At 27.1% G+C, this 23,589-nt stretch carries 20 protein-coding genes; 16 read left to right on the forward strand and 4 right to left on the reverse strand.

What is annotated here, in order from left to right:
- Positions 1-33: 33 nt before the first annotated feature.
- Positions 34-1,038, forward strand: a complete 1,005-nt coding sequence (gene pta / locus Q1J76_RS09490; protein WP_300369828.1) for a phosphate acetyltransferase — start codon at positions 34-36, stop codon at positions 1,036-1,038.
- Positions 1,039-1,138: 100 nt separating this feature from the next.
- Here the strand turns inward: pta and Q1J76_RS09495 are convergent, their stop codons facing one another.
- Positions 1,139-2,161, reverse strand: coding sequence for a diguanylate cyclase (locus Q1J76_RS09495; RefSeq protein ID WP_300369829.1), 1,023 nt, complete (start codon positions 2,159-2,161; stop codon positions 1,139-1,141).
- Positions 2,162-2,336: 175 nt separating this feature from the next.
- On the opposite strand from Q1J76_RS09495, the gene Q1J76_RS09500 reads away from it, so the two are divergent.
- From Q1J76_RS09500 to Q1J76_RS09520, 5 genes are read left to right on the forward strand one after another with little or no spacing between them, the layout of a single operon-like run.
- Positions 2,337-3,221, forward strand: a complete 885-nt coding sequence (locus tag Q1J76_RS09500) for a toxin A (protein ID WP_300369830.1) — start codon at positions 2,337-2,339, stop codon at positions 3,219-3,221.
- A gap of 15 nt (positions 3,222-3,236) precedes the next feature.
- Positions 3,237-4,331, forward strand: coding sequence for an FtsW/RodA/SpoVE family cell cycle protein (locus Q1J76_RS09505; RefSeq protein WP_300369831.1), 1,095 nt, complete (start codon positions 3,237-3,239; stop codon positions 4,329-4,331).
- The gene (locus Q1J76_RS09510; RefSeq protein ID WP_300369832.1) at positions 4,328-5,401 is read left to right on the forward strand and encodes a UDP-N-acetylglucosamine--N-acetylmuramyl-(pentapeptide) pyrophosphoryl-undecaprenol N-acetylglucosamine transferase; all 1,074 of its coding nucleotides are present in this window, start codon (positions 4,328-4,330) and stop codon (positions 5,399-5,401) included. The genes Q1J76_RS09505 and Q1J76_RS09510 overlap by 4 nt, the downstream gene beginning before the upstream one ends.
- Before the next feature lie 19 nt (positions 5,402-5,420).
- Positions 5,421-6,809 (forward strand): UDP-N-acetylmuramate--L-alanine ligase, encoded by a 1,389-nt coding sequence (murC, locus tag Q1J76_RS09515; RefSeq protein WP_300369833.1) that lies wholly within the window; start codon positions 5,421-5,423, stop codon positions 6,807-6,809.
- The gene (locus tag Q1J76_RS09520; protein ID WP_367182120.1) at positions 6,778-7,710 is read left to right on the forward strand and encodes a UDP-N-acetylmuramate dehydrogenase; all 933 of its coding nucleotides are present in this window, start codon (positions 6,778-6,780) and stop codon (positions 7,708-7,710) included. Before murC ends, Q1J76_RS09520 begins: the two co-directional genes overlap by 32 nt.
- Here Q1J76_RS09520 and Q1J76_RS09525 read toward each other — a convergent pair.
- Both Q1J76_RS09525 and Q1J76_RS09530 read right to left on the reverse strand, forming a co-directional pair.
- Positions 7,707-8,228: a hypothetical protein gene (locus tag Q1J76_RS09525; protein ID WP_300369835.1), complete on the reverse strand. Its 522-nt coding sequence runs from the start codon at positions 8,226-8,228 to the stop codon at positions 7,707-7,709. The genes Q1J76_RS09520 and Q1J76_RS09525 overlap by 4 nt on opposite strands.
- Before the next feature lie 17 nt (positions 8,229-8,245).
- On the reverse strand, positions 8,246-9,658 hold the full coding sequence (locus Q1J76_RS09530; protein WP_300369836.1) for an HD-GYP domain-containing protein: 1,413 nt from the start codon (positions 9,656-9,658) through the stop codon (positions 8,246-8,248).
- A 151-nt stretch (positions 9,659-9,809) separates the two neighbouring features.
- Between Q1J76_RS09530 and Q1J76_RS09535 the strand changes: the two genes are divergently transcribed.
- Positions 9,810-10,463: a helix-turn-helix domain-containing protein gene (locus tag Q1J76_RS09535; RefSeq protein ID WP_300369837.1), complete on the forward strand. Its 654-nt coding sequence runs from the start codon at positions 9,810-9,812 to the stop codon at positions 10,461-10,463.
- 13 nt (positions 10,464-10,476) lie between these two features.
- Here the strand turns inward: Q1J76_RS09535 and Q1J76_RS09540 are convergent, their stop codons facing one another.
- Positions 10,477-11,400 carry a tyrosine-type recombinase/integrase gene (locus Q1J76_RS09540; protein WP_300369838.1) on the reverse strand — a complete coding sequence of 308 codons (924 nt, stop codon included), beginning with the start codon at positions 11,398-11,400 and terminating at the stop codon, positions 10,477-10,479.
- Between the two features lie 249 nt (positions 11,401-11,649).
- On the opposite strand from Q1J76_RS09540, the gene Q1J76_RS09545 reads away from it, so the two are divergent.
- The 9 genes from Q1J76_RS09545 (at position 11,650) to Q1J76_RS09585 (ending at position 23,588) form a co-directional block, all read left to right on the forward strand.
- The gene (locus Q1J76_RS09545) at positions 11,650-14,253 is read left to right on the forward strand and encodes an ABC transporter substrate-binding protein (protein WP_300369839.1); all 2,604 of its coding nucleotides are present in this window, start codon (positions 11,650-11,652) and stop codon (positions 14,251-14,253) included.
- A 100-nt stretch (positions 14,254-14,353) separates the two neighbouring features.
- Positions 14,354-16,255: an ankyrin repeat domain-containing protein gene (locus Q1J76_RS09550; RefSeq protein WP_300369840.1), complete on the forward strand. Its 1,902-nt coding sequence runs from the start codon at positions 14,354-14,356 to the stop codon at positions 16,253-16,255.
- Positions 16,256-16,423: 168 nt separating this feature from the next.
- Positions 16,424-17,038 carry a DUF8513 domain-containing protein gene (locus tag Q1J76_RS09555; RefSeq protein ID WP_300369841.1) on the forward strand — a complete coding sequence of 205 codons (615 nt, stop codon included), beginning with the start codon at positions 16,424-16,426 and terminating at the stop codon, positions 17,036-17,038.
- A 35-nt stretch (positions 17,039-17,073) separates the two neighbouring features.
- Positions 17,074-18,522 (forward strand): hypothetical protein, encoded by a 1,449-nt coding sequence (locus Q1J76_RS09560; protein WP_300369842.1) that lies wholly within the window; start codon positions 17,074-17,076, stop codon positions 18,520-18,522.
- Positions 18,523-18,579: 57 nt separating this feature from the next.
- Positions 18,580-19,515: a methionyl-tRNA formyltransferase gene (fmt, locus tag Q1J76_RS09565; RefSeq protein WP_300369843.1), complete on the forward strand. Its 936-nt coding sequence runs from the start codon at positions 18,580-18,582 to the stop codon at positions 19,513-19,515.
- A gap of 24 nt (positions 19,516-19,539) precedes the next feature.
- Positions 19,540-20,166 carry a PASTA domain-containing protein gene (locus Q1J76_RS09570; RefSeq protein ID WP_300369844.1) on the forward strand — a complete coding sequence of 209 codons (627 nt, stop codon included), beginning with the start codon at positions 19,540-19,542 and terminating at the stop codon, positions 20,164-20,166.
- 73 nt (positions 20,167-20,239) lie between these two features.
- Positions 20,240-21,040, forward strand: coding sequence for a class I SAM-dependent methyltransferase (locus Q1J76_RS09575; RefSeq protein ID WP_300369845.1), 801 nt, complete (start codon positions 20,240-20,242; stop codon positions 21,038-21,040).
- Between the two features lie 97 nt (positions 21,041-21,137).
- Positions 21,138-22,874, forward strand: coding sequence for a flagellar assembly protein A (locus Q1J76_RS09580; protein WP_300369846.1), 1,737 nt, complete (start codon positions 21,138-21,140; stop codon positions 22,872-22,874).
- 18 nt (positions 22,875-22,892) lie between these two features.
- Entirely contained in the window at positions 22,893-23,588 is a 696-nt protein-coding gene (locus Q1J76_RS09585) for a flavodoxin family protein (protein ID WP_300369847.1), read from the forward strand.
- Position 23,589 lies beyond the last annotated feature (1 nt).

A 23,589-nucleotide genomic window follows, 5' to 3' on the forward strand; every position in this document is an offset into this window, starting at 1 on the left:
AGTAATTTAATTTTAAAAAAAGAGGTTTTTATTATGGCATCATTTATGGATAATTTAAAAGAAAAAGTAAAATCTAATCCTAAAACTATAGTATTAGCTGAAGGATATGATGAAAGACATGTTAAGGCTGCTGTTATACTAAAAAAAGAGCAGTTAGCTAAAGGTGTTGTATTAGTGGGAGATACTTCTAAAATAGAAACTTTAGCTAAAGAAAACTCATTAGAATTAGATGGTAATTTTGCTAAAATTTTTGACCCTAATAAAGATGCAAAAACAGAGGCTTATATTGAAATGCTTTTCAAGGCTAGAGAAAAAAAGGGTATGACAAAGGAGCAGGCTAAAAATTTAATAATTAATAATTCTGTTTATACAGGTGCTGCTATACTTTCTTCTAATGATGCTGATGGCATGGTAGGCGGAGCTGTTTATGCTACTGGTGAAATGTTAAGGGCTGCTTTATTTTTAATTGGACTTAAAAAAGGTATTAAAACTTTATCATCTACATTCTTTGTAGAAAGCCCTGATAAAGCTTTATTTACAAATGGTATCGCTTGTTTTGCTGACTGTGCTGTTATACCTAGTCCTACTGCAGAACAGATTGCTGATATTGCTGAATCTACTGCAGAGTCTTACAGGGTTATGACAGGATTAGAACCTAAAGTTGCTTTACTTTCTTTCTCTACTAAAGGCTCTGCTGAACATGAAAGTGTTGATAAAGTTAGAGAAGCTAAAAAAATATTAGATTCAAGAAATGTTAATTTTGCTTATGATGGTGAGATGCAATTTGATGCTGCTATGGTTGAAAAAGTTGCTTCTCAAAAGGCTCCTGGTTCTCCTATTAAAGGCGATGCTAATATATTCGTATTCCCAGAATTGAATGCTGGAAACATAGGTTATAAAATAGCTCAAAGAGTAGGTAAATGTACTGCTATAGGTCCTATGCTTCAGGGTATAGCTAAACCTGCTAATGACCTTTCAAGAGGATGTTCTGCTCAGGATATAGCTGATTTGGCAGTATTAACTTCTTTACAAGTATAATTTTATAATAAAAATAAAAAAGTAATTTAAGGGCTATCAATTATATATTGTTAGCCTTTAATTTTATCATTATTATAGAATTAAAAATATAAATATAATTTTAATGCATTATGACTTTATTTCTTCCTAGATGTTTAGCTTCATACATTGCTGAGTCTGCATTTTTTATTGTATCGGCTATAGGTTTGTTGGAAGTTCCTTTATGTTCTGCTATGCCTACACTTACAGTTACATTTATAATATTAAATTCATAATTAAATCTCTTTTTCTCTACAGTTTTTCTTATTCTTTCAGCTAAAATATAAGCCTGTTCTTTTTTAGTATTAGGACATATAACTATAAATTCTTCACCACCATAACGAATAGCAATATCACTTTTTCTTAGTGTATTTATATTTTCGGCAGCATTTCCCAATAATCTTCCTATCTCATGAAGTACAACATTCCCGCAGTCATGCCCGTATATATCATTTATATCTTTGAAATGATCTAAATCCATAAATATAATAGATATACTGTATTTGTATCTTTTAGCTCTTTCTACTTCTTCCTCTATTATTTTATTGAAGTATCTTACATTAAATAAACCTGTTAAAGGATCTATAGTTGATTGAGCATGCAAGCTATCTATTTCTTTCATTAATTTTTTAATAACTTTATCTTTTTCAATAGATGATTTTTTTTCTACTTCTGTAATAGCAAACTTCATATTACTCATTCTTATTTTTACTATGCTTTCATACATATCATATATATTAATAACACCTATTGGATAATCATCATTATTAATGATTATTAAATAATCAGTTTTATTTTCTTGCATGATTTCAAAAGCTACCATTATATCATCTTCAGGATGTGCTATTAAAAGCTTTTTATTCATAAAACTACTTATTGGTTTATCAAGTATATTCTTCGAATTTTTTTTAGTGATATTTTTTAATATATTTACTAGAAGTTCATTATAATTTATGATTCCAACTATTTTATCAGAATCATTTATAACGGCTAATATTTTATTTGAGGATTTTGATACAGAAGAATATAACTCAGATAAAGTAGAGTTTTTCTTTATGATACCAATTCGATTTTCTATTATCGATTTGATGATGCTTCTATACATTATAAAAATGTCCTGAACAAAATATAATACTTGTCTAATATTAACATATATATATTTTTTTTCAATCTATTTTTTATAGTATATTAATTCTTCCTAAAATAGTATTTTTTTTATCTTGATTTTTTTGTTTTATAAAGTATCATATTAAATAATTTTCATAAATTTTGAGATGTTGATGAAAAAAATAAATATTTATATAGTATTAATTTATCTATTTTCTAGAATTGTTTTTGCGGATATAAATACTATTTTTAATATGGATATATATGAGAGAAAACTTTCACTTAATACTAATACAGGTATTTATAGTAATGAACTTTTTATAGAACAAACTGCATTGGGGGGATTTAATTATATAAAATTTAATTTAGAAACAAGATTATATTATAGATTATATTTTTATAAAAATGCTACAAATTTTTTATTGAAAGATACAAAAGCAGATTTTGGTATAGATAATAATTTTTCACTATCTTCGGATATGATAGGGGCATTTATAGATATAAAGCCTGTTTCGTTTTTCGGCATTAGATTAAGCGGATATGCTGATTTTATGTTTAATGCTATGAATTTTGGTTATGCTGGATTTGATAATAATGATGTTGGATATTCTTTTGATGAACTATATAATATGAATAAAGGAAATGCATTTGGTTTCATATTAAATGTTTCGCCTTACTTTGTGTTTAAATTTAATCATTTTGTTTTAATAAATAATCTAAATATATCTTATGTTAATGTTGGAGATAAAAAATATTATTATGATCCTAGAACTTCAATATTACATAAAAAAAGTGAGTTTGAATTAATCAATGATTTTTTCTTGCTTGGGAAAATTAGTTTATTTTATATAGGCGGATATTACGGTATTACATATTTGATTAATTCAAAGCATTTATCACATAAATTTGGTATAGCAGGAATTGTCAATTTTAGTTTTTTAAGGGAAAGATTAATTTTTAATATAGGATCCTCTGCAGGATTACATATTGGTCTTCCATATTATAATAATATGACTTTCATAGAATTGAAAATGTCATTAACTTATAAAATACTATAATAAAAAAGAGTGTATATGTTAAATAGAAAATTACTTCCAGATAAATATTTATCTATAATATATATAGCATTACTTATAGCAGGATTAGTTTCCATATACGGTGCTCAAACTATACATGAACCAAATACATCATATTTTAATAATCATTTAAAATTATTATCATTAATGTTTGCCTTTACCATATTTATTATTATTATACCTGATTTCTTTTTTGTTCTAGATAAGATGGTGCCTATTATTTTATTATTTACTTTAATACTTCTTACTTTAGTTTATTTTTTTGGTATAACGGTAACAAGCAGTTATGCTAAAAGATGGCTTCTTCTTCCTTTTGGTATTACTATACAGCCTTCTGAGATAGCGAAAATAACATGCAGTATATATTTTGCAAGTGTTTTAAGTAAAAAGGGAGAAAAGTTAATCGATATAAAGAAAGGTTTATTTCCTCCTCTTTTAATTTTAGCTCTGGTTTCAGGGCTTATATTAATAGAACCTGATTCTGGTACGGCATTATTATTTTCTATAGTTGGTTTTGCCGTATTTTTTTATGGAGGAATACCTTTAAAATCTATATTTTTATCTGGTATTTTTATATTAATTATATTTTCTATTTTTATTTTTAATACCCCTTATATGAAAAATAGAGTTTTATCCTATCTTTATCCTCAAAATCAGCCTGAAGAGGAAGTTTATCAAATTAGAAGGGCTAAACTTGCATTCAATTACGGCGGAATTTCTGGAATTCCAGATGAGAATATAAGAGATGTAAGTACTCATTTACCAGCAGCTTTAACAGATTTTATATATGCTTCAGTAGCTCAAAGATATGGCTTGATAGGGAATTTAATTATACTTCTCTTATTTTTATCTTTTACTATTAGAGGATTTATAATATCATCGCGGACTAATGATTTATTTTTGAAGAATCTTTCATTTGCTATCACTATGTTTATTAGTGTGCAGGCTTATTTAAATATAATGGTTGCTACACTTATGCTTCCTACAACAGGTATGACACTTCCTATTATTAGTTATGGAAGAAATGCTCTAGTGGTCAATATGATAATGATAGCTATACTATTAAAAATAACTCAAAGGAGAGAACAATGAATATAATTTTATGCGGAGGAGGAACTGCTGGACATATCACACCTGCTATTTCTATATATGATTATGTAAAAAAACATGGGCATAAACCTAGACTTGTTGTTGCTCAAAAGGATTATCCTCTTATTCCAAATAATTATGATTTTAATACTATTAATATTAATTCTCCTGGAAATGTTTGGAAGAAGATAATATTTATATTGAAATTTATACCAGCTTTAATGAAGTCAAGTAATATAATAAGAAAACATAAACCTGATTGTATAATAGGAATGGGAGGATTTGTATCTTTACCTATGCTTTATATTGCTAAATTTAAAAATATTCCTATATTCTTATGCGAACAGAATTCTATACCAGGCAAAGTTAATAGAATATTTTATAAAGATGCTAAAAGGGTATATTTGACATTTTCAAAGACTTTAGAGTTTATGCCTAATGGTAAAGTTTTTGGCAATCCTGTAAGAAATGATTTTTTTATAGTTCATAGAGAAAGTGCAAGAACTGTTATGAAATTAAAGGAAGATGATAAGCTTTTGGTTGTTATGGGAGGTTCTCAGGGCTCTTTAAAATTAAATGAATTATTTTTTGAGTGCATAAAAGATGTAAAAGCTAAAGTTAATAATTTGCGTATAATATGGCTTGCTGGTCCTAAATGGGCTAATGATATAATTGCAAAAGTTAATAGTGCTAAATTTGATAATGTTTTTGTGCATAGTTATTATAAAGATATGGCTAATTTACTTCATGCTGCTGATTTTCTTATATCAAGAGCGGGAAGCAGTTCTATAAGTGAAATATTAGCCGTGAATGTACCTTCTTTATTAATTCCATTTCCATATGCTACTGACAATCATCAGTATTTTAATGCTTTGGATTTGCTTGATAAAGATATGGCTTATTTAATAGAAGAATCAGATTTGGATAAAGAAAAATTGGAAAGCGTTATTGTTAATAATTTGAATAATGATGATAGATTGAATGCTATGAGAGAAAATATCAAAAACAATTGGAGTGCAAGAGCTGTATCTTCAATAGTAGATGATATAATTGGAATTTTAGGAAATAAATAATTTATAAATTGAGGAAAATATGTTTACAAATAGAAAAGAAAAAATACATTTTATAGGAATAGGTGGAATAGGAATGAGTGCCATAGCAAGTGTATTGAATGCTATAGGTTTTACAATAACTGGAAGTGATTTATCTAAAACAACTAAAACAGAATCTTTAGAATCTTCAGGAATAAAAGTATATTATGGGCATAAGGCTCAAAATATTGAAAATGATGTTACTGCTGTTGTAACTTCATCAGCTATAAGCCCTACAAATGAAGAGATAATTGAAGCTAAATCAAAAAAGATAACAGTTATATCAAGGGGAGAAATGCTTGCTGAACTTATGCGTTTAAGATACGGTATAGCAATATCTGGCTCTCATGGTAAAACTACTACAACTTCTCTTATTACTCAGATAATGATGCATGCAGGGCTTAATCCTGTTTGTATTATAGGCGGAAATCATTTTAATTTGAAAAGCAATGCTGCATGTAATGATTTAAGCAGTGAATATATGGTATGTGAGGCTGATGAAAGTGATGGAAGTTTCTTGAGGCTTTCTCCTGTAATTAATGTAGTTACTAATATTGATAATGATCATCTGGATTATTATGGAAATGTAGAGGCATTGAGAGTTGCTTTCTTAGAGTTTATCAATAAAGTCCCTTTTTACGGATGTTCTTTTCTCTGTTTTGAAGATGATGTTGTAAAAGATTTATCTAAAAGTACCAATAAAAAATATTATTCTTATGGATTTAGTAAAGAATATGATTTTCATGTTGATATAGATTCTATAAGAGTTGAAGCTCCTATTACATATTTTATAGCTTATCACAATAAAGAATGTTTAGGTGAATTTTCTATTCCTCTTATAGGAGTTCATAATATATTAAATTCATTGGCTTCTATAGCTGTGGGTATTCATTTAGGTATAGATGTTAATACTATAAAAGAAGGACTTAAAACTTTTGAAGGTGTAGGAAGAAGATTAAATAAACTTTATGATAAAGAAATAACATTATTTGATGATTATGCACATCACCCAACAGAGATAAAAGCTACTCTTTCATCAGTAAGGAATGCTTATAAAAATAGAAGAATAATAGCAGTATTTCAGCCTCATAGATACAGCAGAACGGAACTTCTTCTTAATGATTTTGAGTATGCCTTTAATGATGCTGATGAAGTTATTATAACAGATATTTATGCTGCTGGAGAAGCTCCTATAGCAGGTATAAATGGGGAGGTTATATGCCATATAGTTGGAAAGCAGAACAATAATGTTAGATATCTAAAAAATATAGAAGAAGTATTGCCCATGCTTGATAATATAAAAAAAGATGGGGATATAATTTTAACTTTAGGAGCAGGTAATATAGTAAGGATTAGCAATGATTATGCAAGACAATTACAAAATAGTTGAGACATTTCTCAAAGAAAAAAATATAGAATATTATATGAATCATCCTTTCAGTAAATGCAGCAGATTTAATGTGGGTGGAGATGTTGATTTATATATTGTTGTAAAAAAAATATCTGAGTTTTTGGAGCTTGCTAATTTTTTGTATAGTAATACTATAGATTATTTTGTTATGGGAGATACAGGTAAGGTTATAGTTTCTGATAATGGATATAATGGCATAATAGTATCATTGGAAAGCGAATTTGAATCTTTTGAATTTTTAGAAGATGGTGTTTTAAAATCTAATAGCTCAGCTATTTTGGAAAGACTTTCCCATGAGGCTAGAATTCGAAATTTGTCTGGTTTTGAATTTGTTGCTTTAGTTAATACTAGAATAGGTGCTGCTCTATATGATAAATTTGAATCTTTTGGTATATCTTTACTAAATTTTATTAAATCTATAACATTATTCAATAAGCAAGATTGCAGTGTTACAGAGCTTAGTAGAGATGAGTATTTGGCTTTAACTGAAAAAGAGAGAAGGTTTATTATTATATTATCATCTGTTTTTGTATTAGAAAAAGACACTCCTGAAAGCATTGATAATAGAATAGATTGGTTTAGATATATAAGGGGGTCTGTTGCTCCTAATGATGTCAGTATAGGTCCTGTATTTGATGATTTTTATGATGTAAAGGCTTATGAGATGGTAGAAAGGGTTGGAGGATTAGATATGCAGTTTGGAGCTATGAGATGGCATAAGAGATTTCCTAACTATATTATCAATGAGTTTTTATATGATGATGAGAATAAGGATAAAAGCAAAGCTGAAGATGTTATTAATTTAATAGAAGATACTAGAAAAAAAATAGAACAGCATTATGCTTTTAATCCTCAAATTAATATAGTTCTTTTAAGTTAATTATTGTTTATATGCAAATGTACTGATTTTATATATAAAGATGAAAGATTAGTTAAATCTCTATCATCTTCTGCTTTTGTATATAAAGCGTAGTATATATCATTTATTTTCCATAAAGTAAATTTTTCATTAGAAGTATTTACATTATACTGCACATCGATTTTATATTCATCTTCTGTGAAATTTTTATCTATGTTATTTGTGTAATCTCCGTAAAATGATAATAATGCATTGCTATCTTTTGAAGCTCTGTATATATACGGATTGTTCATATAGTCAAATGAAGATTCTGCTATATTTTTATTAACTATAAAATATTTTCCATTTTGTCCATGTTCAGGAGGTGCTATAGTAATACCTATTCCTAATGGGGCAAATGAGTTAGGGGAATCTACTTGCAAGTAATCCAAAATGTTTTCATAAGAAGTTTCATTTTCTCTTGTGCTTTCTGCATTCTTAGAACAGGAAACAGAGAATATTATATTTAGAATTATAAATAAAGTTATAAAAGTTTTCATTGATTTTTCCTTTGGGTTTAAAAAGTTTTTTTATCTGATAAATAATTTTTAAAAATAGAAAATATAATATAATCAATTTTTACTTCATCTTTTAAGAAATTATTATACATATAATCTAGTATTTCTTCATTTGTATTTATATTATCCAAACAAATATCATGTTTATATTTTAGAAAATCGTATAAATCTAATATTTCTAAAATTTTTACTGGATAAAATACAGAAGCTGTAAAATTAAGTATATCTTTAGAGTCAAAACTGATTAAATATTGATATTCAAAATTAGGTTTTTTAGCTCTCATAGCATAACATAAAGTCATAGCAAGTCCATATCCGTAACCATAGTATTCATGATGAAGTCCTACAGCTAAATTAATATCTTGATTATTAGATATCGAATATTTAAGATAGTTATATGAGTTTATGGAATGAGAATATATGTCATTATTAATATTAGAATTTTCTATAGGAAGATAATTTATTATTTCAGTTAAAGTAATATCATGCAATAATGCTGCTGTAGCCATATTAACAATTTCAATATAATCAAATTGCCTTATTCCTAATTTGAATATATTATCTAATTTTGAAGTGTCTTTTATAAATTTATTTTTCTTGGAAATTTTTGTATAATACGGCATATACTCATTTTTCCATTTTGCTCTTATTTTGGAAAGTATACCCATATTGATATTCTTATTATAAAATATCATAAACTCTATTGTATTTATAAATAATCTATTACTATGATCTATAATATTATAGCCCATAAATCCAATAGTATCTTTCAACATATCATCTTTTTCGTAATTCTTATTTAGTAATATAAAAGTACTTTCAGCAACACTTTTTATAAACTCTTCATAATTGATATTATATTTTTTAGAATTATTTATTTTGTCATCTGAATTTTCTGTGATATTGCTTATAACATTTATTCTTTGAAGAAGTCCTAATTTTATTAATATTTCACCAATAATATTAGCGGCTTTACAGGTAAATTTATCTTTATTTTCTTCAGCTTCCAATTCTGTTATTAGACTTTTAATATTTTCTATTCTTTGATATTTGTTCATAGGTAAAATTTCTTCAAGCATTTTTTCTTGAATTTTACTTATATCTTCTGAAGGATCTTTACAATTGGTAAAAATAGAGTAGAAATAATCTTTATTATTTAACTCATCTGGATTGGTAAAAAAATCAAGCATTTCCAAATAAGATTTATATATATAATATTCGGCATCTTTAAATAGAGGATTTTTTTTTATATTACTTTCAAATAAATAATCAATTTTATTGCTTGGTATTATATTAATTACACCATTTTCATTTTTAGAAATAATTTCTATTTTATCCTTTAATATTACTTCTTTATAAAATTTTAATTTTTCTAATGGTATTTTTATGTAATTATCTAAATTGATTTCCATCAAACAACTCACACTATTAATATTTTCTTTTCGCATTATTATAATACATATAATAATAAAATAAATATTTTAATTAGAAAAATTTGGAAAATAGAAAAAAATTATTATATTATAGACATAAAGTGATACTATTTGATAAGATGGAGAAGAAATGCCTAATTACAAATACACCAAAGAGGATTATGCCATACTAAATAGTTATAAACAATTTTCAGAATCTTTGGGAGTGTATTTAGGTGAAAATGTAGAAATAGTATTGTATTCCTTTGAAAATGATGAATACACCATATTATTTGTAGTTAATGAATATCTTAAAAACAAAAAAATCGGTGATGTTATTTCTGATAAAGATAAAAATGTATTAAATGAACTTTTGAATAATAATTTATTATATAAAAATTACTTTCTTGAAACTGTTATTGGAGAATGCCAAAAAATAAATTATATGATTATTAAAAATTCTGATGAAGTTCCAATAGCTATGATAGTTATGAGCTGGTATTATGATACTTCCTTGATCAATACTTTAAAAATATTTATACCTGATAATATTAATGATAATATTAAAGATAAACAAAATAGAAAATCAGAAGATATTATTTTAGATGCTATTAAAAAAGTGATGAGTACTGTAGATAAAAGCGAAGTGGGACCTTCTGTATATAATAAAACTATAATAAAAAAATTATTTAATCAAGGTATATTTGAATTTAAAGAAGCGGTTCAATTGGTATCAAATTATTTAAATATTTCACATCATACAGTATATTTACATCTTAGAAGTATAAAGAAAAGAAAAAAATAATTAAACAATAAAATTAATTATTAGAATGAGGATGAAATTTATTGTATACTTCAAATAATCTTGAATTTGTAACATGTGTATATCTTTGAGTTGTAGCTATTGTTTCATGCCCCAATAATTCCTGAACCCCCCTTATTTCGGCATCATTATTAAGCAGATGTGTAGCAAATGTATGCCTTAATGTATGAGGTGAAAAATCTATAGATATATTAGCATTTCTTATTAAACGTTTCATAGATGTTCTTATACTTCTATCACTTATAGGTTTTCCGAATCTGTTTATAAATAGGTAATCATTATTTTCAGAATATTCTTTTTGAATGATTCTTCTTTTTTCTATATATATATCCCAATTATCATAAACTATTGGAAGTATTGGTATATCTCTGACTTTTGAACCTTTACCGCATATTCTTAAAGTTTTAGAGCCTTTTTTTATCATACTGAGTTTCAATGAGGCAAGTTCTGATACTCTTAAACCTATTGCATACATAAATAAAGCCATCATTTTATCTCTTATAAGTGTAAAATCTCCGTCATCATTTATTGCCAATATATTATCTATATCTTCTATGGATAGAAATTTAGCTATATGCTCTTCTCTTTTAGGACTTTTCATATCTACTATTCTAGTTTTATCCGAATATCCGTTTCTAATCAAATATTTATAGAATTTTTTAATTGAAGATAAATGTCTAGACATAGTAGAATTTGTTAAAGATTTATTTTTCAAAAATGTTAAATAATCTCTTACTATATAATGATCAGTATTATCCAATAAAATATTTTTGTCTTCTAAAAATTGAAAGTATTCTTTCAAATCTTTTCTATAACTGTTAATAGTATGAGCTGCAAAGTTTAAAGTTTGCAAATAATCGCTGAACTCTTCTAATAAGACATATATTTTATTTTTATCAAAAACATGATCATTATCCATATAATAGGCTCCATGAAAATATATTGTTTTGAATTATTATCGAAAGTTTAAATTATAAATTTATGAAGTATGTTAACTTGGTATAAAAAATTATTAATTATTTTGTAATAAAATACTCAATAATCGTTGAAAAAATAGTAAATTTTTTTATAATAATTATATATCTGATTTATTAAAATATAATGACAACTCATTTGCTATTATTATATATTATGTTAAGTTCTATTCTTTAATAAATGAGGCTGAATAATGAAATTAAATAATAAAACATCTAATATACTATTAATATCAATACTCTTTATGATATTATTTTCATGTTCTAATAATCAGCATGATATAGAGCAAAAAGAAATAGATAGAAGTGGGGCATTAATAGATAAAATAATATATGAAGTGAGAACTGATATTACAATAGCCATTAAAGATGTAGCAGATGGAAGAGCCGATTTAATGGCAAGTGGTATAGACGGAGGTATTTATTTATCATTAAGCGAAAGCGATTTGGAGAAATTAGATACTTATGCTGTTCCTTCAGGTTCTTGGTCTTTATTATTTAATCCTGTACCAAATAAAGCTCCGTATACAGTTACAACTAAAGACGGAAAAACCCATTTTAATCCTTTGGCTATAAATGAAGTAAGATTTGCCATGAATTTTTTAATTGATAGAAAAAAGTTAGTAGATGAAATTTTGAGAGGAGCAGGACAGCCTTCATTTACTCATGCAACACCAGGTCAGCCCGGTACTTATAGATATAATCTTATTCCTTCAAAAATGGGTATAACAGATAATGGCAATCAAGAAAAAGCTATTAATGATATAAATAAAGCTATGGAAAAAGCTGCCAATTTACCTGAAAACAGAGGAAAGTTAATAAAAGAAAATGGTTGGTGGAAATATAATGGTGAAACTGTAAAAATTAAATTCGTTATAAGGGTTGATGATCCTACAGGAAGGCTTCCTGCAGGTAATGCAATAGCCGATTTAATAGAAAAGACAGGTATAAAAGTAGAAAAGTTACTATATGATAGAAATAAATCCACTCAGGTAGTATATGGAACTGATCCTAAAGATTATGAATGGAATATTATAACAGAAGCTTGGGGAGCAGGTGCTACAAGAGCTTGGTGGGATGTTACATTGAGGCAGATGTATGTAAGAGAAGGTAATTATATGCCAGGTGTAAATATTTCAGAGTTTTGGAATTATGATAATAGAGAGGCTTCTAAAATAAGTGATAAGAATTCTAATGGCTGGTTTCTTACTGCCGATGAATATTGGAATGGTAATATGCGTTTGCAGGAAATAGGACTTGAGGATGCTGTAAGAATATATTTAAACTCTCAAATGCAGTTTTTTGTAGCAAATAAAGATAGATTTAATAGAAGAATGCTTTACGGAGTAGGTGATGGTATAAATGATTGGTCTATAAGAAGTGCGGATATAAAGCCTAACAGAAACGGCGAGAAAGTGCTTAGGGTTCTACAGCATTCCGCTCAGGGTTCATTATTTATAAGCCCTTGGGATCCTGTAGGTGTAGGAGGATTTTCTGATGCATATTCGGCAATAATGATTGGACCTTGTTCTGATGCAGGCTCTTCATTTGAATCACCTTCTACAGCAAAAACTGAATTCATACTTGGCGATGTTGATACTAATAGTTTAGAGATAGGTGTTATGGCTGGAAATAATGGTATTCCTGTTGGTACTGTTAAAGTTCCTAATAATGCTAAAATGTACAATCCTTATACTCAGAAATGGGAAGAGGGTTTAACTACAAAAGTAGAAAATGGAGAAATCATTTATAAAAAGGCTGATAATCTTACCGCTTATGTAAAATGCGACTTTAAACCTAAATTTTTCAAATGGCATCATGGCATTCAGTCATCTTTGGTTGATTTGATGTATGGAAGTGTGTTCATTGCTAATATAATAACTAAAACTAATGAAAATGATAAGTATTATGATTCTGCTATGGCTGGAAGATATCTTTCTGCTATGGATAATGCTGTTGGAAGCGTTATAAATGATGACGGAAGTTTTACTATTTATGGAAATTATTATTGGCCTATGGATATGAACAGACAAATAGGTATTGCATCTGTCAGTCCTAAAATAGGAAATCCTAACAGAAATACTGTTATTCCTTTCGAGATAAATGAGGCTATAATGAAAATAGTTCTTGAGGGATCAAAATCAGGAAATATTTATACTATTTCTCAGGATCAGTCTTTAACTTCTATAGATGTTAAAAATCCTATCTGTGTATCGGATATAAAAGAAAAGTTAATTGAAATGAAAGACAGTGGATATATACCTGTTGGAATAGAAGATTTTATCACAAAAGATGAGGCTATTAAAAGATATCAGGCTGCTATTGATTTTATAGATAAGTATGGACATGCCTATATATCAAATGGACCTTTCTTTATTTCAAGAATAGATTCTAAGGCTAATTATATAGAATTAACCGCATTCAAAGATTATGGATATACAGCTGAGTATTGGATTGAAAAGTTATCAACTAAGATGAGCAGAATAGAAGATATTGAAATACCTGCTATAGCAAATAGAAATAAAGATTTGAATATAGATATTTATGTTTCTTCATATAACTATCCTGATAATGCATTAGAACTTCCTGATCCTGATACAAAAGTAAAAGTATTGCTTCAATTACAGAACGGAGTAGAAAGGGAGTATAATGGCTTTTTGGAAAATGATGTATTCAAACTTACAATACCAAAAGAGGACTTGGCATCTCTTCCTAAAGGTAATTATATTGTGGTTATAGAATCATATATTGCTGATGAAACTCCTTATATAGAAACTAGAAGTTTTGCATTACAGTAATTTAAATAATAGCAGTATATTTATTTTTTGATTAATATCTTTTAATTTATAAAAAATATGATATTATATTTTTCAAATTCTTTTAAAGAGGCGGTGTTTTATGGAAAATTTGGATAATAATAATGAAATCAATAATGATTTAAATAACTCTTCTAATGATCTGAGAAGTTCAAGCAGTATGCAAAGAGTAGATAAAATAAAAGAAGTAGAAGAAAATAAAAAATATATATTTAAAGTGGCAGTTGTAGCCTGTGCCATTGTATTTGTACTTCTTATTGGGGCAGGAATAATTGTAGGTTTGTTCTTATTTATAAAAGGCAAATCTGATATGGATAAATTGGTTAGAAATTATGAAATATACAGTGAGGAAATATATAATAAAAGATACGGAGATAAAGTAGTAAGAGAAATGGTTAATAATCATACTGCTGATGTTAATGAAACAGGCAATAATAATGAAACTCCTTTATTTTATGCTGTTAAAAATAATAATATTAAAGCTGTGAAATTCTTAATAGAAAATAAAGCAGACACAGAAATAGTTAATGATTCAGGAATTTCTCCTTTGTTATTGGCTATAAGCAATAATAATACAAAAATAGCAGAACTTCTTATAAAAGAAGGAAAAGCTAATGTATATGGTTCTTATACTGGCAAATATTTAGATCATTATCCTATGTATTATGCAGTATCGCAAACTAATAAAGATATGATAAAACTTCTTTTAGATAATTCATTTGATTTAAAGAGAGAGCCTTTACTTTTAGGTTATGCTATTGAAAACAGTGATGAGAATATAGTTCGTTATTTAATAGATAATGGTGCGGATATTAATTATAAAGATGCTGATGGTATAACTATACTTTATAATTCTGTTTTATCTCTTAATCCAGCTTTAGTTGACTATTTCTTATCAAAAGGTGCCAAAATAGAGGAAGCAGGCATCAGTGATGTATATGGTAATATTATAATGGCTGCAGTAGGATCAAAATTTAATAATACAAGTTTAGCTCCTTCAGATTTAGTATTAATGCAGCAGAAGGCAGCAGATAGTGCTAAAATAACAGAGAAAATAATATCAAATATAGATAAAAATGTATTGAACAGATTGGTTAATGGTAAAAATGCATTATTAATAGCAAGCGGTAATTCATATATAGATACTGTAAAGGTTCTTCTTACAAATGGTGCTAATGTTAATTCATATGATAATGACGGATGGACTTCTTTAATGTATGCTGCTAATAATGGAGATATTGAACTTGCTAAAGTATTAATAGAAAATAAAGCTAATGTTAATGCTGAAAGCTATGACGGACAAACTGCACTTTTATATGCTATGAATAGTCCTATAGAATCAAGTAGAAATGAAATGATAAAACTTCTTATAGAAAATAAGGCAAATATTAATGCAGAAGACATCAGAGGATTCAGTCCTTTGACTATTGCCGTTATGAATAATGATGTTGAGCTTACTAAATTACTAATAGCAAATAAGGCTAATTTATCTGTTGTAACTAAAGATGGAGAGAGTTTAATTGAATATGCTATTAATAATGATAATGTAGATTTACTTCAGATATTGGTAGAAAATGGTGCTGATATAAATTATGCTGGAATATCAAGTTATACTCCTTTGATGATAGCAGCAAAAAGTGGTGCAGAAAATATCGCTAGAATTTTATTAACACAGAAAGTAAATTTAAATTCTATTGATAAATATGGAAATACTGCTTTACATATTGCCGCTGAGAATTCAAAACTTCCTATAGTGAGAATGCTTTTAGAAAAGAAGCCTGATCTTAATATACAGAATCAGAATGGAGATACTCCTTTGCATAAGGCTGTTAATTCAGGCGATGTGGATATAGTGAGCGAATTAGTATTATCTGGAGCTGATGTTAGAATTAGAAATAATATAGGTAAATATCCTATAGACATAGCAAAAGATAATAATAATAGTTCTATATTCGAGATATTGAAAGAGGCTGAAGAAAAATAAAATTCTCATATTTAATAATATATACTATTATTATACTATTCAAACATATTGTTGTGATTTTATAAAATAAAACTAAAAAATCAAAAATAACTGTTTTATTTTATTGATAAAGTATTATACTATTTATACCGTTAATAATAAAAGCATCTTAGTTATAAGTATAAATTTATGAAAAAAATAATATTATTATTGATTTTTATATTTACTCTAAATCTATACCCTAAAATAGGTATGAAAGAATCAACTATAATCGAAAAAAAAGATTATGGTTATATAGTTTATGCTGAGGATTATTATAGGCTTTATGCTTTGCCTTCCTATTATGCTGAATATGACTTGCTTAGGAATGTAGATTATCTTGAGAGGGCTTTGAATGCTCCTTTTGATTTCGTTAATAGGGCTTTAACTATTATAGAAACAGAGGCGGCTTATACTAGATATAAAGATCTTATGCATATGCAGTTTAACTATCTCATAACTCAAAATTATATTTATCTTGCAGGACTTTATGATAAGAAGAATTATTATTTTTATAATTCTCAATTTGATGAAGATATAAAGAAAAGTTTTGAATATGCGGTATTTTTCTATAATTTGGCTAAAGAAAGATGGGCTATAACTAAAGATTTAGCACAAAAGGTTATGAAGAATAAAGCTAAACTTGAAATGGATAATCTTATTGATAAAGCGTACAAAATAGCATTGGGAGAGATTGATTATAATAAAACAGCTGACAGACAGCTTAAACATATAGATGAAATTTTACAGGAAATGGAAAATTAATAATTTATTTTTATTATAAATTTAGGAAGAGAATTATGTTCAAATCAATGAATAAATATTATGAAATTAATTTTGATAAAATCTTAGAAATGAAAGAAATGATTATTAAAGAGGATATAGAACTTACCTGCGTTAATCCTAATGGTATAAGTATCATTGTACCAGGAAATTCTGTTGAAATGCTTTTAGAACAAAAAGATAATATCTTTCTTAAAGATGCTAAATATTATATATCATCATTTTCAACTAAATTTTTTAATTTGAATAATCCTCAAACCAATAAAAATAATGTAGTAGATGGTTCGGATGATAATAAATATAGTGAATTTGAATATTTTTATCATATTTACAAAAATTGTGCTGCATCAAATGAAAAATTAAAATCAGCTAATAATGTACTTTTAGATAAGATAGTAAAAGAAAAAACAAATAATAGATTATATTTATTAAAACCAAATTTAGATCAGTTAAAGTTAGAGTCTAAAGCTCATAAAGTTACTGCTGAAATAGCCGTAAATATAGAGCGTTTATTAACAGGTATGGGTATCATAGGCAGATTAGATTTTATAAGGCATTTGAAATATATTAAAAGCTCATCTAAAAATCAAATGAATTCTACAGTAGCTGAAACTGATACTATGATTATAAATATAATGAGTTCTATAGTGACATACTTGGAGAAAGAATATTTCTTCCGTGATATTTTTGATTCTATGGATATGCTCAATGACAGTAATATATTGAGTCATAGTAATAGAGTTTGTATAGTTATGATAGAGTTTTTATACTATTATAATAATATATTTAATAAAGGATTAAGTAGTAAATTAAGACAGGAATATAAGAATATTTATTTTGAAAAATATAACACTATTTTAGATAAATTTAATCTTGTAAAGAGTATAGAAAAACTAGAAAATATTTATAAACTTGGAATAAGAAAATTTACAAATTCTGAGATATTAAGTTATGCTATAGGTGCTTTTTATCATGATGTTGCTATGCTTAATATGATAGATTTTATTCCTACAGATGATTTTATTAAAGACGGAGATTTTAAAGATTTCCATACAGCAAAGGCTTATTATTTTCTTAAATATGTATTGAGTCAAAAAGATGAATCTTGTTTAATAGCAGGGCTTCATCATGAATGTTATGGTTATGGCAGCGGAATAATGAAGAATTTTTTTGATAAGAAGATTAATGATCCTAAACATAAAGTTGATTTTTTAATATCTTTTGAAACAGATGATGTAATTAATGCTGAATGTTTTGCCTATTTTCCAGCTAAAATGTTTGAGGTTGTGGATATATATGATACTTTACTTTTTATGCATGGTGAAAGAAATAAAAATCCTCAGGAAGTAATATTATTTATGAGGAAAATGTTCACAGAGAGTAAAATAGCTATAGATCCTATCATATTTGACCTATTCATACAATTTTTATATGATGTTAAAGGTATAACTATAATTGAAGAATAATGTTATTTTTAAATTATATTTGACTTTTAACAATAAAAATATATAATCATTTGTATTATGTATAATGTTATTGTAGCTGGTTCAACTGATTTTACTAGAGATTGTATCTTGCAATTAATGGAATTAGATAATGTTAAATTAAGTGGGGTAATAGCTCCGATAGATACTAAAAAAGATAGAAAAGGAAATATTATCAATTCTCCTGTAGTTGAAATTGCCTTAGAAAAGAATATTAATCTATTTCAGCCTGAAAGTATAAATAAAGATGATTTTTATGATATTTTAGTGAATATTGCTCCAGATTTTTTTATAGTTGTAGCATATGGAAAAATCTTAAATAAGAGAACATTGTCTATTCCAAAAATCATGCCTCTTAATATTCATGGTTCACTATTACCTGTTCTTAGAGGAGCTAGCCCTGTTGAGCATGCTTTACTTTATGGTATTGAAAAAAGTGGTACTACATTACAAAAAATGGATTTTAAATTAGATGAGGGAGATATTATACTTCAGCATGAGTTTAATGTAGATAATAATTGGCAATTTTATGATTTGTATGATAGAATAAAGGAAAGCGGTGTATATATATTAAGGGAGTTCTTTAAAGATACTGATAAATATATATCTAATATGATTAAGCAAGACGAGGCATTGGCAACTTATTGCAGTAAGATTAAAAAAGAAGACGGCAAACTAGATTTTTCAAAAGATGCTTATAATTTGCATAATATGACTAGAGCTTTTGTAAGATGGCCTACAGCTTATTGTTTTTGTAAAAATATTTCTATAAAAGTTTTTAATAGCGGTTATATTATTAATAATAACAGTAATGATTTTGGAAAAATAGTTGATATAAGGAATGATGGTATTTATGTACAAGCATTGAATGGAATATATATCATTAAAGAACTTCAAAGAGAAGGCAAGAAAAGACAAACTGTAAAAGAGTTTTTATGCGGAAATAAATTGTCTATTGGAGAATATTTTAATTAAAAAAGCGGAGTATAATTGCATAGTATGAATAATATAAAAGAAATATTTCATAAAGTTTTATTAAAAATAAAAAAGTTTATTAGTTTAATTCTTCCTGATGGTATAATCAGCGATCCTAAATCTCTTATGGTATTTAAAAGATTAATACTTTTTGCTGTTCTTCTTTTTATTTTACAAGGATTTGTAGTTTCTATAATAGTTTTTGTAGTTGTAAAATCAGGCGGTGAATCTTTTGTTCTTCCAGATGTACAAGGCGAGGAAATATTTCAGGCATTTAATTTATTAGAGAAAGAGGGTATGAATCTTAATGTGCAAACGCATTATTTTGATAATTATCCATTAGGTACTATTGTTAGTCAAGAGCCTAAAGGTGGTGTAAGGGTAAAGAGGGGAAGGACAGTATATTTAGTGGTTAATGTGGCTGAACAAGCTCTAACTAAAATGCCTGATGTTACAGGTTTAAAATATGAAGATGCTGTTTCTGTAATAAGCAATGAGATTCTAAGTACAATGACAAATGTAAAATTGCTTCCTAAGGTTAATGTTAGTGATGATATGTATGAAAATAATATAGTGCTATCGCAAATTCCAGCAGCTGATGAGGTTGTAGGAGTTAACAGCGAAATAATATTAACCGTTAATAATAAATAATCTCAAATGCAGTAAATATATTTAAATAAAGAAACAATCTTTTTTTCCGAATATAATATTGGAGAGTTGTACAGTGGAAAACACAGAATGTGAGTTTTGCGGTAGTACCAAATCTGAGCTTTATATAAAAACTGATTTGGTAAGCTACAATAAATGTTTAAATTGCGGTCTTATATATCAATATCCTATTTTAAGTCAGAAGGAAATAAATGATATATATAGCGATAATTATTTTGAATATGAGGTAACTAATCAAGAAAATTTTTTTGGACTTATGAAGCTTGCTATGAAAGATATAGGTTTTGACAAGATAGAAAGCGAATTACCAAATAAAAATGTTCTTGATATAGGTTGTGCTACAGGTATGATGCTGAATTATTTGAAAAGTAAGGGTTATAATCCTCAAGGTATTGAAATATGTTCATCATCTGCTGAATATGCTAGAAAAAATTATAATATCGTTGTGCATGAAAAGCCTCTTATTGATGTAGGGTTTGAAGATGATTATTTTTCATTTATACATTTTTCTCATGTTATAGAGCATGTACCTAATCCTGCAGATACTTTGAAAGAAGTTTATAGAATATTGGCTAAGGGAGGATATTTAGCAATTACAACGCCTAATGCCGATGGTATGTTTGCCAAGAAATATGGGGGATCTTGGAGAGCAGTTATGCCACAGCATTTATGGCTATTTTCTAAAACTACTTTATCAAAATATATGAAAGATATTGGATTTAATATAATAAATGATTTTTCTTGGGGTTCTATACCTGTAGAGAAAAAAACTAATAAAGTTATTAAATCCTTTTTTGATAAATATGTTAAATTATTTAATGTAGGAGATGTTATGCTTTTCCTATGTAAAAAATAAAAATAAAAATAAAAATGAAAGTAAATAAAAAATGAAAAGCTAAAAAATAAATATAATAATAAAATATATTGTATTGAGTCGTTTTTAAGGAGCATATATGGGTAAAGAAATTATAAAACCAACATTATCAATCGATCCTAATAATTATGAATTTTTTTATGATAATCTTATCAATACTAGAGAGATATACGATCAAATTGTAGATGTTGATAGTAGTAATCAGACTTTATATGAGGAGCTTTTAAAAAATTATGTTCGTCCCGGAGATGCTGTATTAAAATCAATCTCAAGAAGAGAAGGAATAAAAGCTAGTAAGAATGTAAAATTCGATAAAATGACTGGTATCTATAAAAGTACAGCTTATGGATATGTATTTTATGATGAATTGAAATCTGTTTCTATTATACCTGTTATTAATGTTGCAGATAAATGGAGAGGTGTAATGGTTCTTCCTCCTCAAAAACTTCAGAAAAAACAACTTATGCTTGAAGAAATACAAATTATGATATCCGAAATACCTATAAAGTTAATGGTTAATTATGATAAAATAGCTGAGCTTGTTCAGTATAATCTGAAATATGATGAAGGTGTTATGTGTGTATTTGTAGAGGGAAGAAAACCCATAGATGGCAATACTCAAAAAATTATACTTGATTATGACTTTACAATTGATACAGGTAAGGAATCAGAAACAGGTGCTATGGATTTTAAAGAAAGAGGATTTATTCATAATATAGAGGCAGGCATACAAATTGCCCATTTCATGCCTGAACAACCTTCTATTGACGGACTTGATATATATGATGTTCTTATGGAAGCTCATTATGATGAGGATCCTTGTTATAAATTAGGTAAAAATGTCACAGTTGATGATGACGGTATTACTATTAGAAGCGGTATGAGAGGAATATTAAGCAATCATAATAATACTTTATCCGTTAGTACTGTAGCAGAGATAGATAAGGTGGATTTATCAACTGGAAATATAGAGGTTAATGGATCTCTTATTATTAAAGATAATGTTGCTCCTGGATTTTCAATAAAAACTGAGGGTGATATATTTGTACATGGCAATATAGAAGATGCTTATATAGAATGTGCTGGAAATTTGATAGTTTCAGGTGGTATAATAGGCGGTCCTAATAGTACAATAAATGTTAATGGTAAAATGTGTTCTCAGTTTATTAGAAATGCTAATATAATATGTAAGGGAGATGTATTAGCTCAGCAGCTTGTTAATTCAGAGATAGCTACTAATGATAGAATTATAGTATTAGATGGTAAAGGTGTTATTATTGGAGGAAATGTTAAAGCTTTGAATGGTGTTTGGGCTAAAAGTATAGGTTCTATGAGCGAATCAAAAACTACTATTACAGTTGGAAGAGATGCTGAAGCTGATGCTGAGTTTAAAAATATAGTTACTACAGTGAAAACAAATAAAGAAGAAATTAGCAAAATTAAATCTCTATTAGGTACAGAGTATTTCAAAAATCCTAAAGCATTTATAGAGAGAATACCTGTAAATAAAAGAGAAGGAATAAAAGATATATTAAAAAGAATTACAAATCTTGTAAGGGAAACTTCTCGATTGGAAGCAAGAAGAGATGAAATGAGTGCTGAATTTGAAAAATTATCTCATAGCAGTATTACTTCTATGGAAGGATTTTTCCCTGGAGTTACAATATATATTTCAAGCCTTAGAAAATATATATCCAAAAAGATTTCTGGAACGGAGTATTTTTATTCTAAAGAACTTGGTGATATATCAGAAAAGGCTCCTAAAATGTTACCTATAGAAGAATATGATTTTCCTAGAGAGATAAATAGAGATTAAAAGGTATAACAATAGAAAATGAAAATAACTGTAATTCATGGGCAAAGCCATAAAGGATCTACATACAATATCACTAAGATACTTTATGATAGGTTAGGAGGCGAGATTACCGAATTTTTTCTACCTAGAGATTTTAATGCTTTTTGTGCAGGATGCAACAGTTGTTTTTTAAGATCTGAAACATTATGTCCAAATTATGAAAAACTTAAACCTATAACAGAATCTATGGATAATGCTGATATAATAATATTAGCGAGTCCTGTTTATGTTTATCATGTAACTGGTGCTATGAAATCCTTTTTGGATCATTATGGTTATAGATGGATAGTTCATAGACCTCATGAATCTATGTTTAAAAAGCAGGTTGTATGTATATCTACTGCAGCTGGTGGTGGAATGAAAAGCACTTGTAAAGATATGGCAGATAGTACATTCTTTTGGGGGGCAGCAAAGATATATAAATATGGTTTTGCTGTGAGGGAAATAACTTGGAATAGAGTTAAAGAGGATATAAAATCATCTATTTCCAAAAAAATTGAATCTGCTGCCAAAAAAATTAAAAGAGAATATGGTAAGGTAAAACCATCTATAAAAACGAAGATATTTTTTAGAATAGTGAAATCTTTGCATAAAAAGAAAACTTTTACAGAGAATGATTTTAATTATTGGAATGAAAGAGGGTGGCTTAATAATAAAGTTCCTTGGAAAGATTAAA

Origin of the sequence: Brachyspira sp. (genome assembly GCF_029258575.1) — a bacterium.
Classification (GTDB): domain Bacteria; phylum Spirochaetota; class Brachyspiria; order Brachyspirales; family Brachyspiraceae; genus Brachyspira.

Bases quoted from the DNA above. Each gene is read 5' to 3' on its own strand.
- pta (WP_300369828.1), top strand. From the start codon at position 34: ATGGCATCATTTATGGATAATTTAAAAGAAAAAGTAAAATCTAATCCT.
- Q1J76_RS09495 (WP_300369829.1), bottom strand. From the start codon at position 2,161: ATGTATAGAAGCATCATCAAATCGATAATAGAAAATCGAATTGGTATC.
- Q1J76_RS09500 (WP_300369830.1), top strand. From the start codon at position 2,337: ATGAAAAAAATAAATATTTATATAGTATTAATTTATCTATTTTCTAGA.
- Q1J76_RS09505 (WP_300369831.1), top strand. From the start codon at position 3,237: ATGTTAAATAGAAAATTACTTCCAGATAAATATTTATCTATAATATAT.
- Q1J76_RS09510 (WP_300369832.1), top strand. From the start codon at position 4,328: ATGAATATAATTTTATGCGGAGGAGGAACTGCTGGACATATCACACCT.
- murC (WP_300369833.1), top strand. From the start codon at position 5,421: ATGTTTACAAATAGAAAAGAAAAAATACATTTTATAGGAATAGGTGGA.
- Q1J76_RS09520 (WP_367182120.1), top strand. From the start codon at position 6,778: ATGATTATGCAAGACAATTACAAAATAGTTGAGACATTTCTCAAAGAA.
- Q1J76_RS09525 (WP_300369835.1), bottom strand. From the start codon at position 8,228: ATGAAAACTTTTATAACTTTATTTATAATTCTAAATATAATATTCTCT.
- Q1J76_RS09530 (WP_300369836.1), bottom strand. From the start codon at position 9,658: ATGGAAATCAATTTAGATAATTACATAAAAATACCATTAGAAAAATTA.
- Q1J76_RS09535 (WP_300369837.1), top strand. From the start codon at position 9,810: ATGCCTAATTACAAATACACCAAAGAGGATTATGCCATACTAAATAGT.
- Q1J76_RS09540 (WP_300369838.1), bottom strand. From the start codon at position 11,400: ATGGATAATGATCATGTTTTTGATAAAAATAAAATATATGTCTTATTA.
- Q1J76_RS09545 (WP_300369839.1), top strand. From the start codon at position 11,650: ATGAAATTAAATAATAAAACATCTAATATACTATTAATATCAATACTC.
- Q1J76_RS09550 (WP_300369840.1), top strand. From the start codon at position 14,354: ATGGAAAATTTGGATAATAATAATGAAATCAATAATGATTTAAATAAC.
- Q1J76_RS09555 (WP_300369841.1), top strand. From the start codon at position 16,424: ATGAAAAAAATAATATTATTATTGATTTTTATATTTACTCTAAATCTA.
- Q1J76_RS09560 (WP_300369842.1), top strand. From the start codon at position 17,074: ATGTTCAAATCAATGAATAAATATTATGAAATTAATTTTGATAAAATC.
- fmt (WP_300369843.1), top strand. From the start codon at position 18,580: ATGTATAATGTTATTGTAGCTGGTTCAACTGATTTTACTAGAGATTGT.
- Q1J76_RS09570 (WP_300369844.1), top strand. From the start codon at position 19,540: ATGAATAATATAAAAGAAATATTTCATAAAGTTTTATTAAAAATAAAA.
- Q1J76_RS09580 (WP_300369846.1), top strand. From the start codon at position 21,138: ATGGGTAAAGAAATTATAAAACCAACATTATCAATCGATCCTAATAAT.
- Q1J76_RS09585 (WP_300369847.1), top strand. From the start codon at position 22,893: ATGAAAATAACTGTAATTCATGGGCAAAGCCATAAAGGATCTACATAC.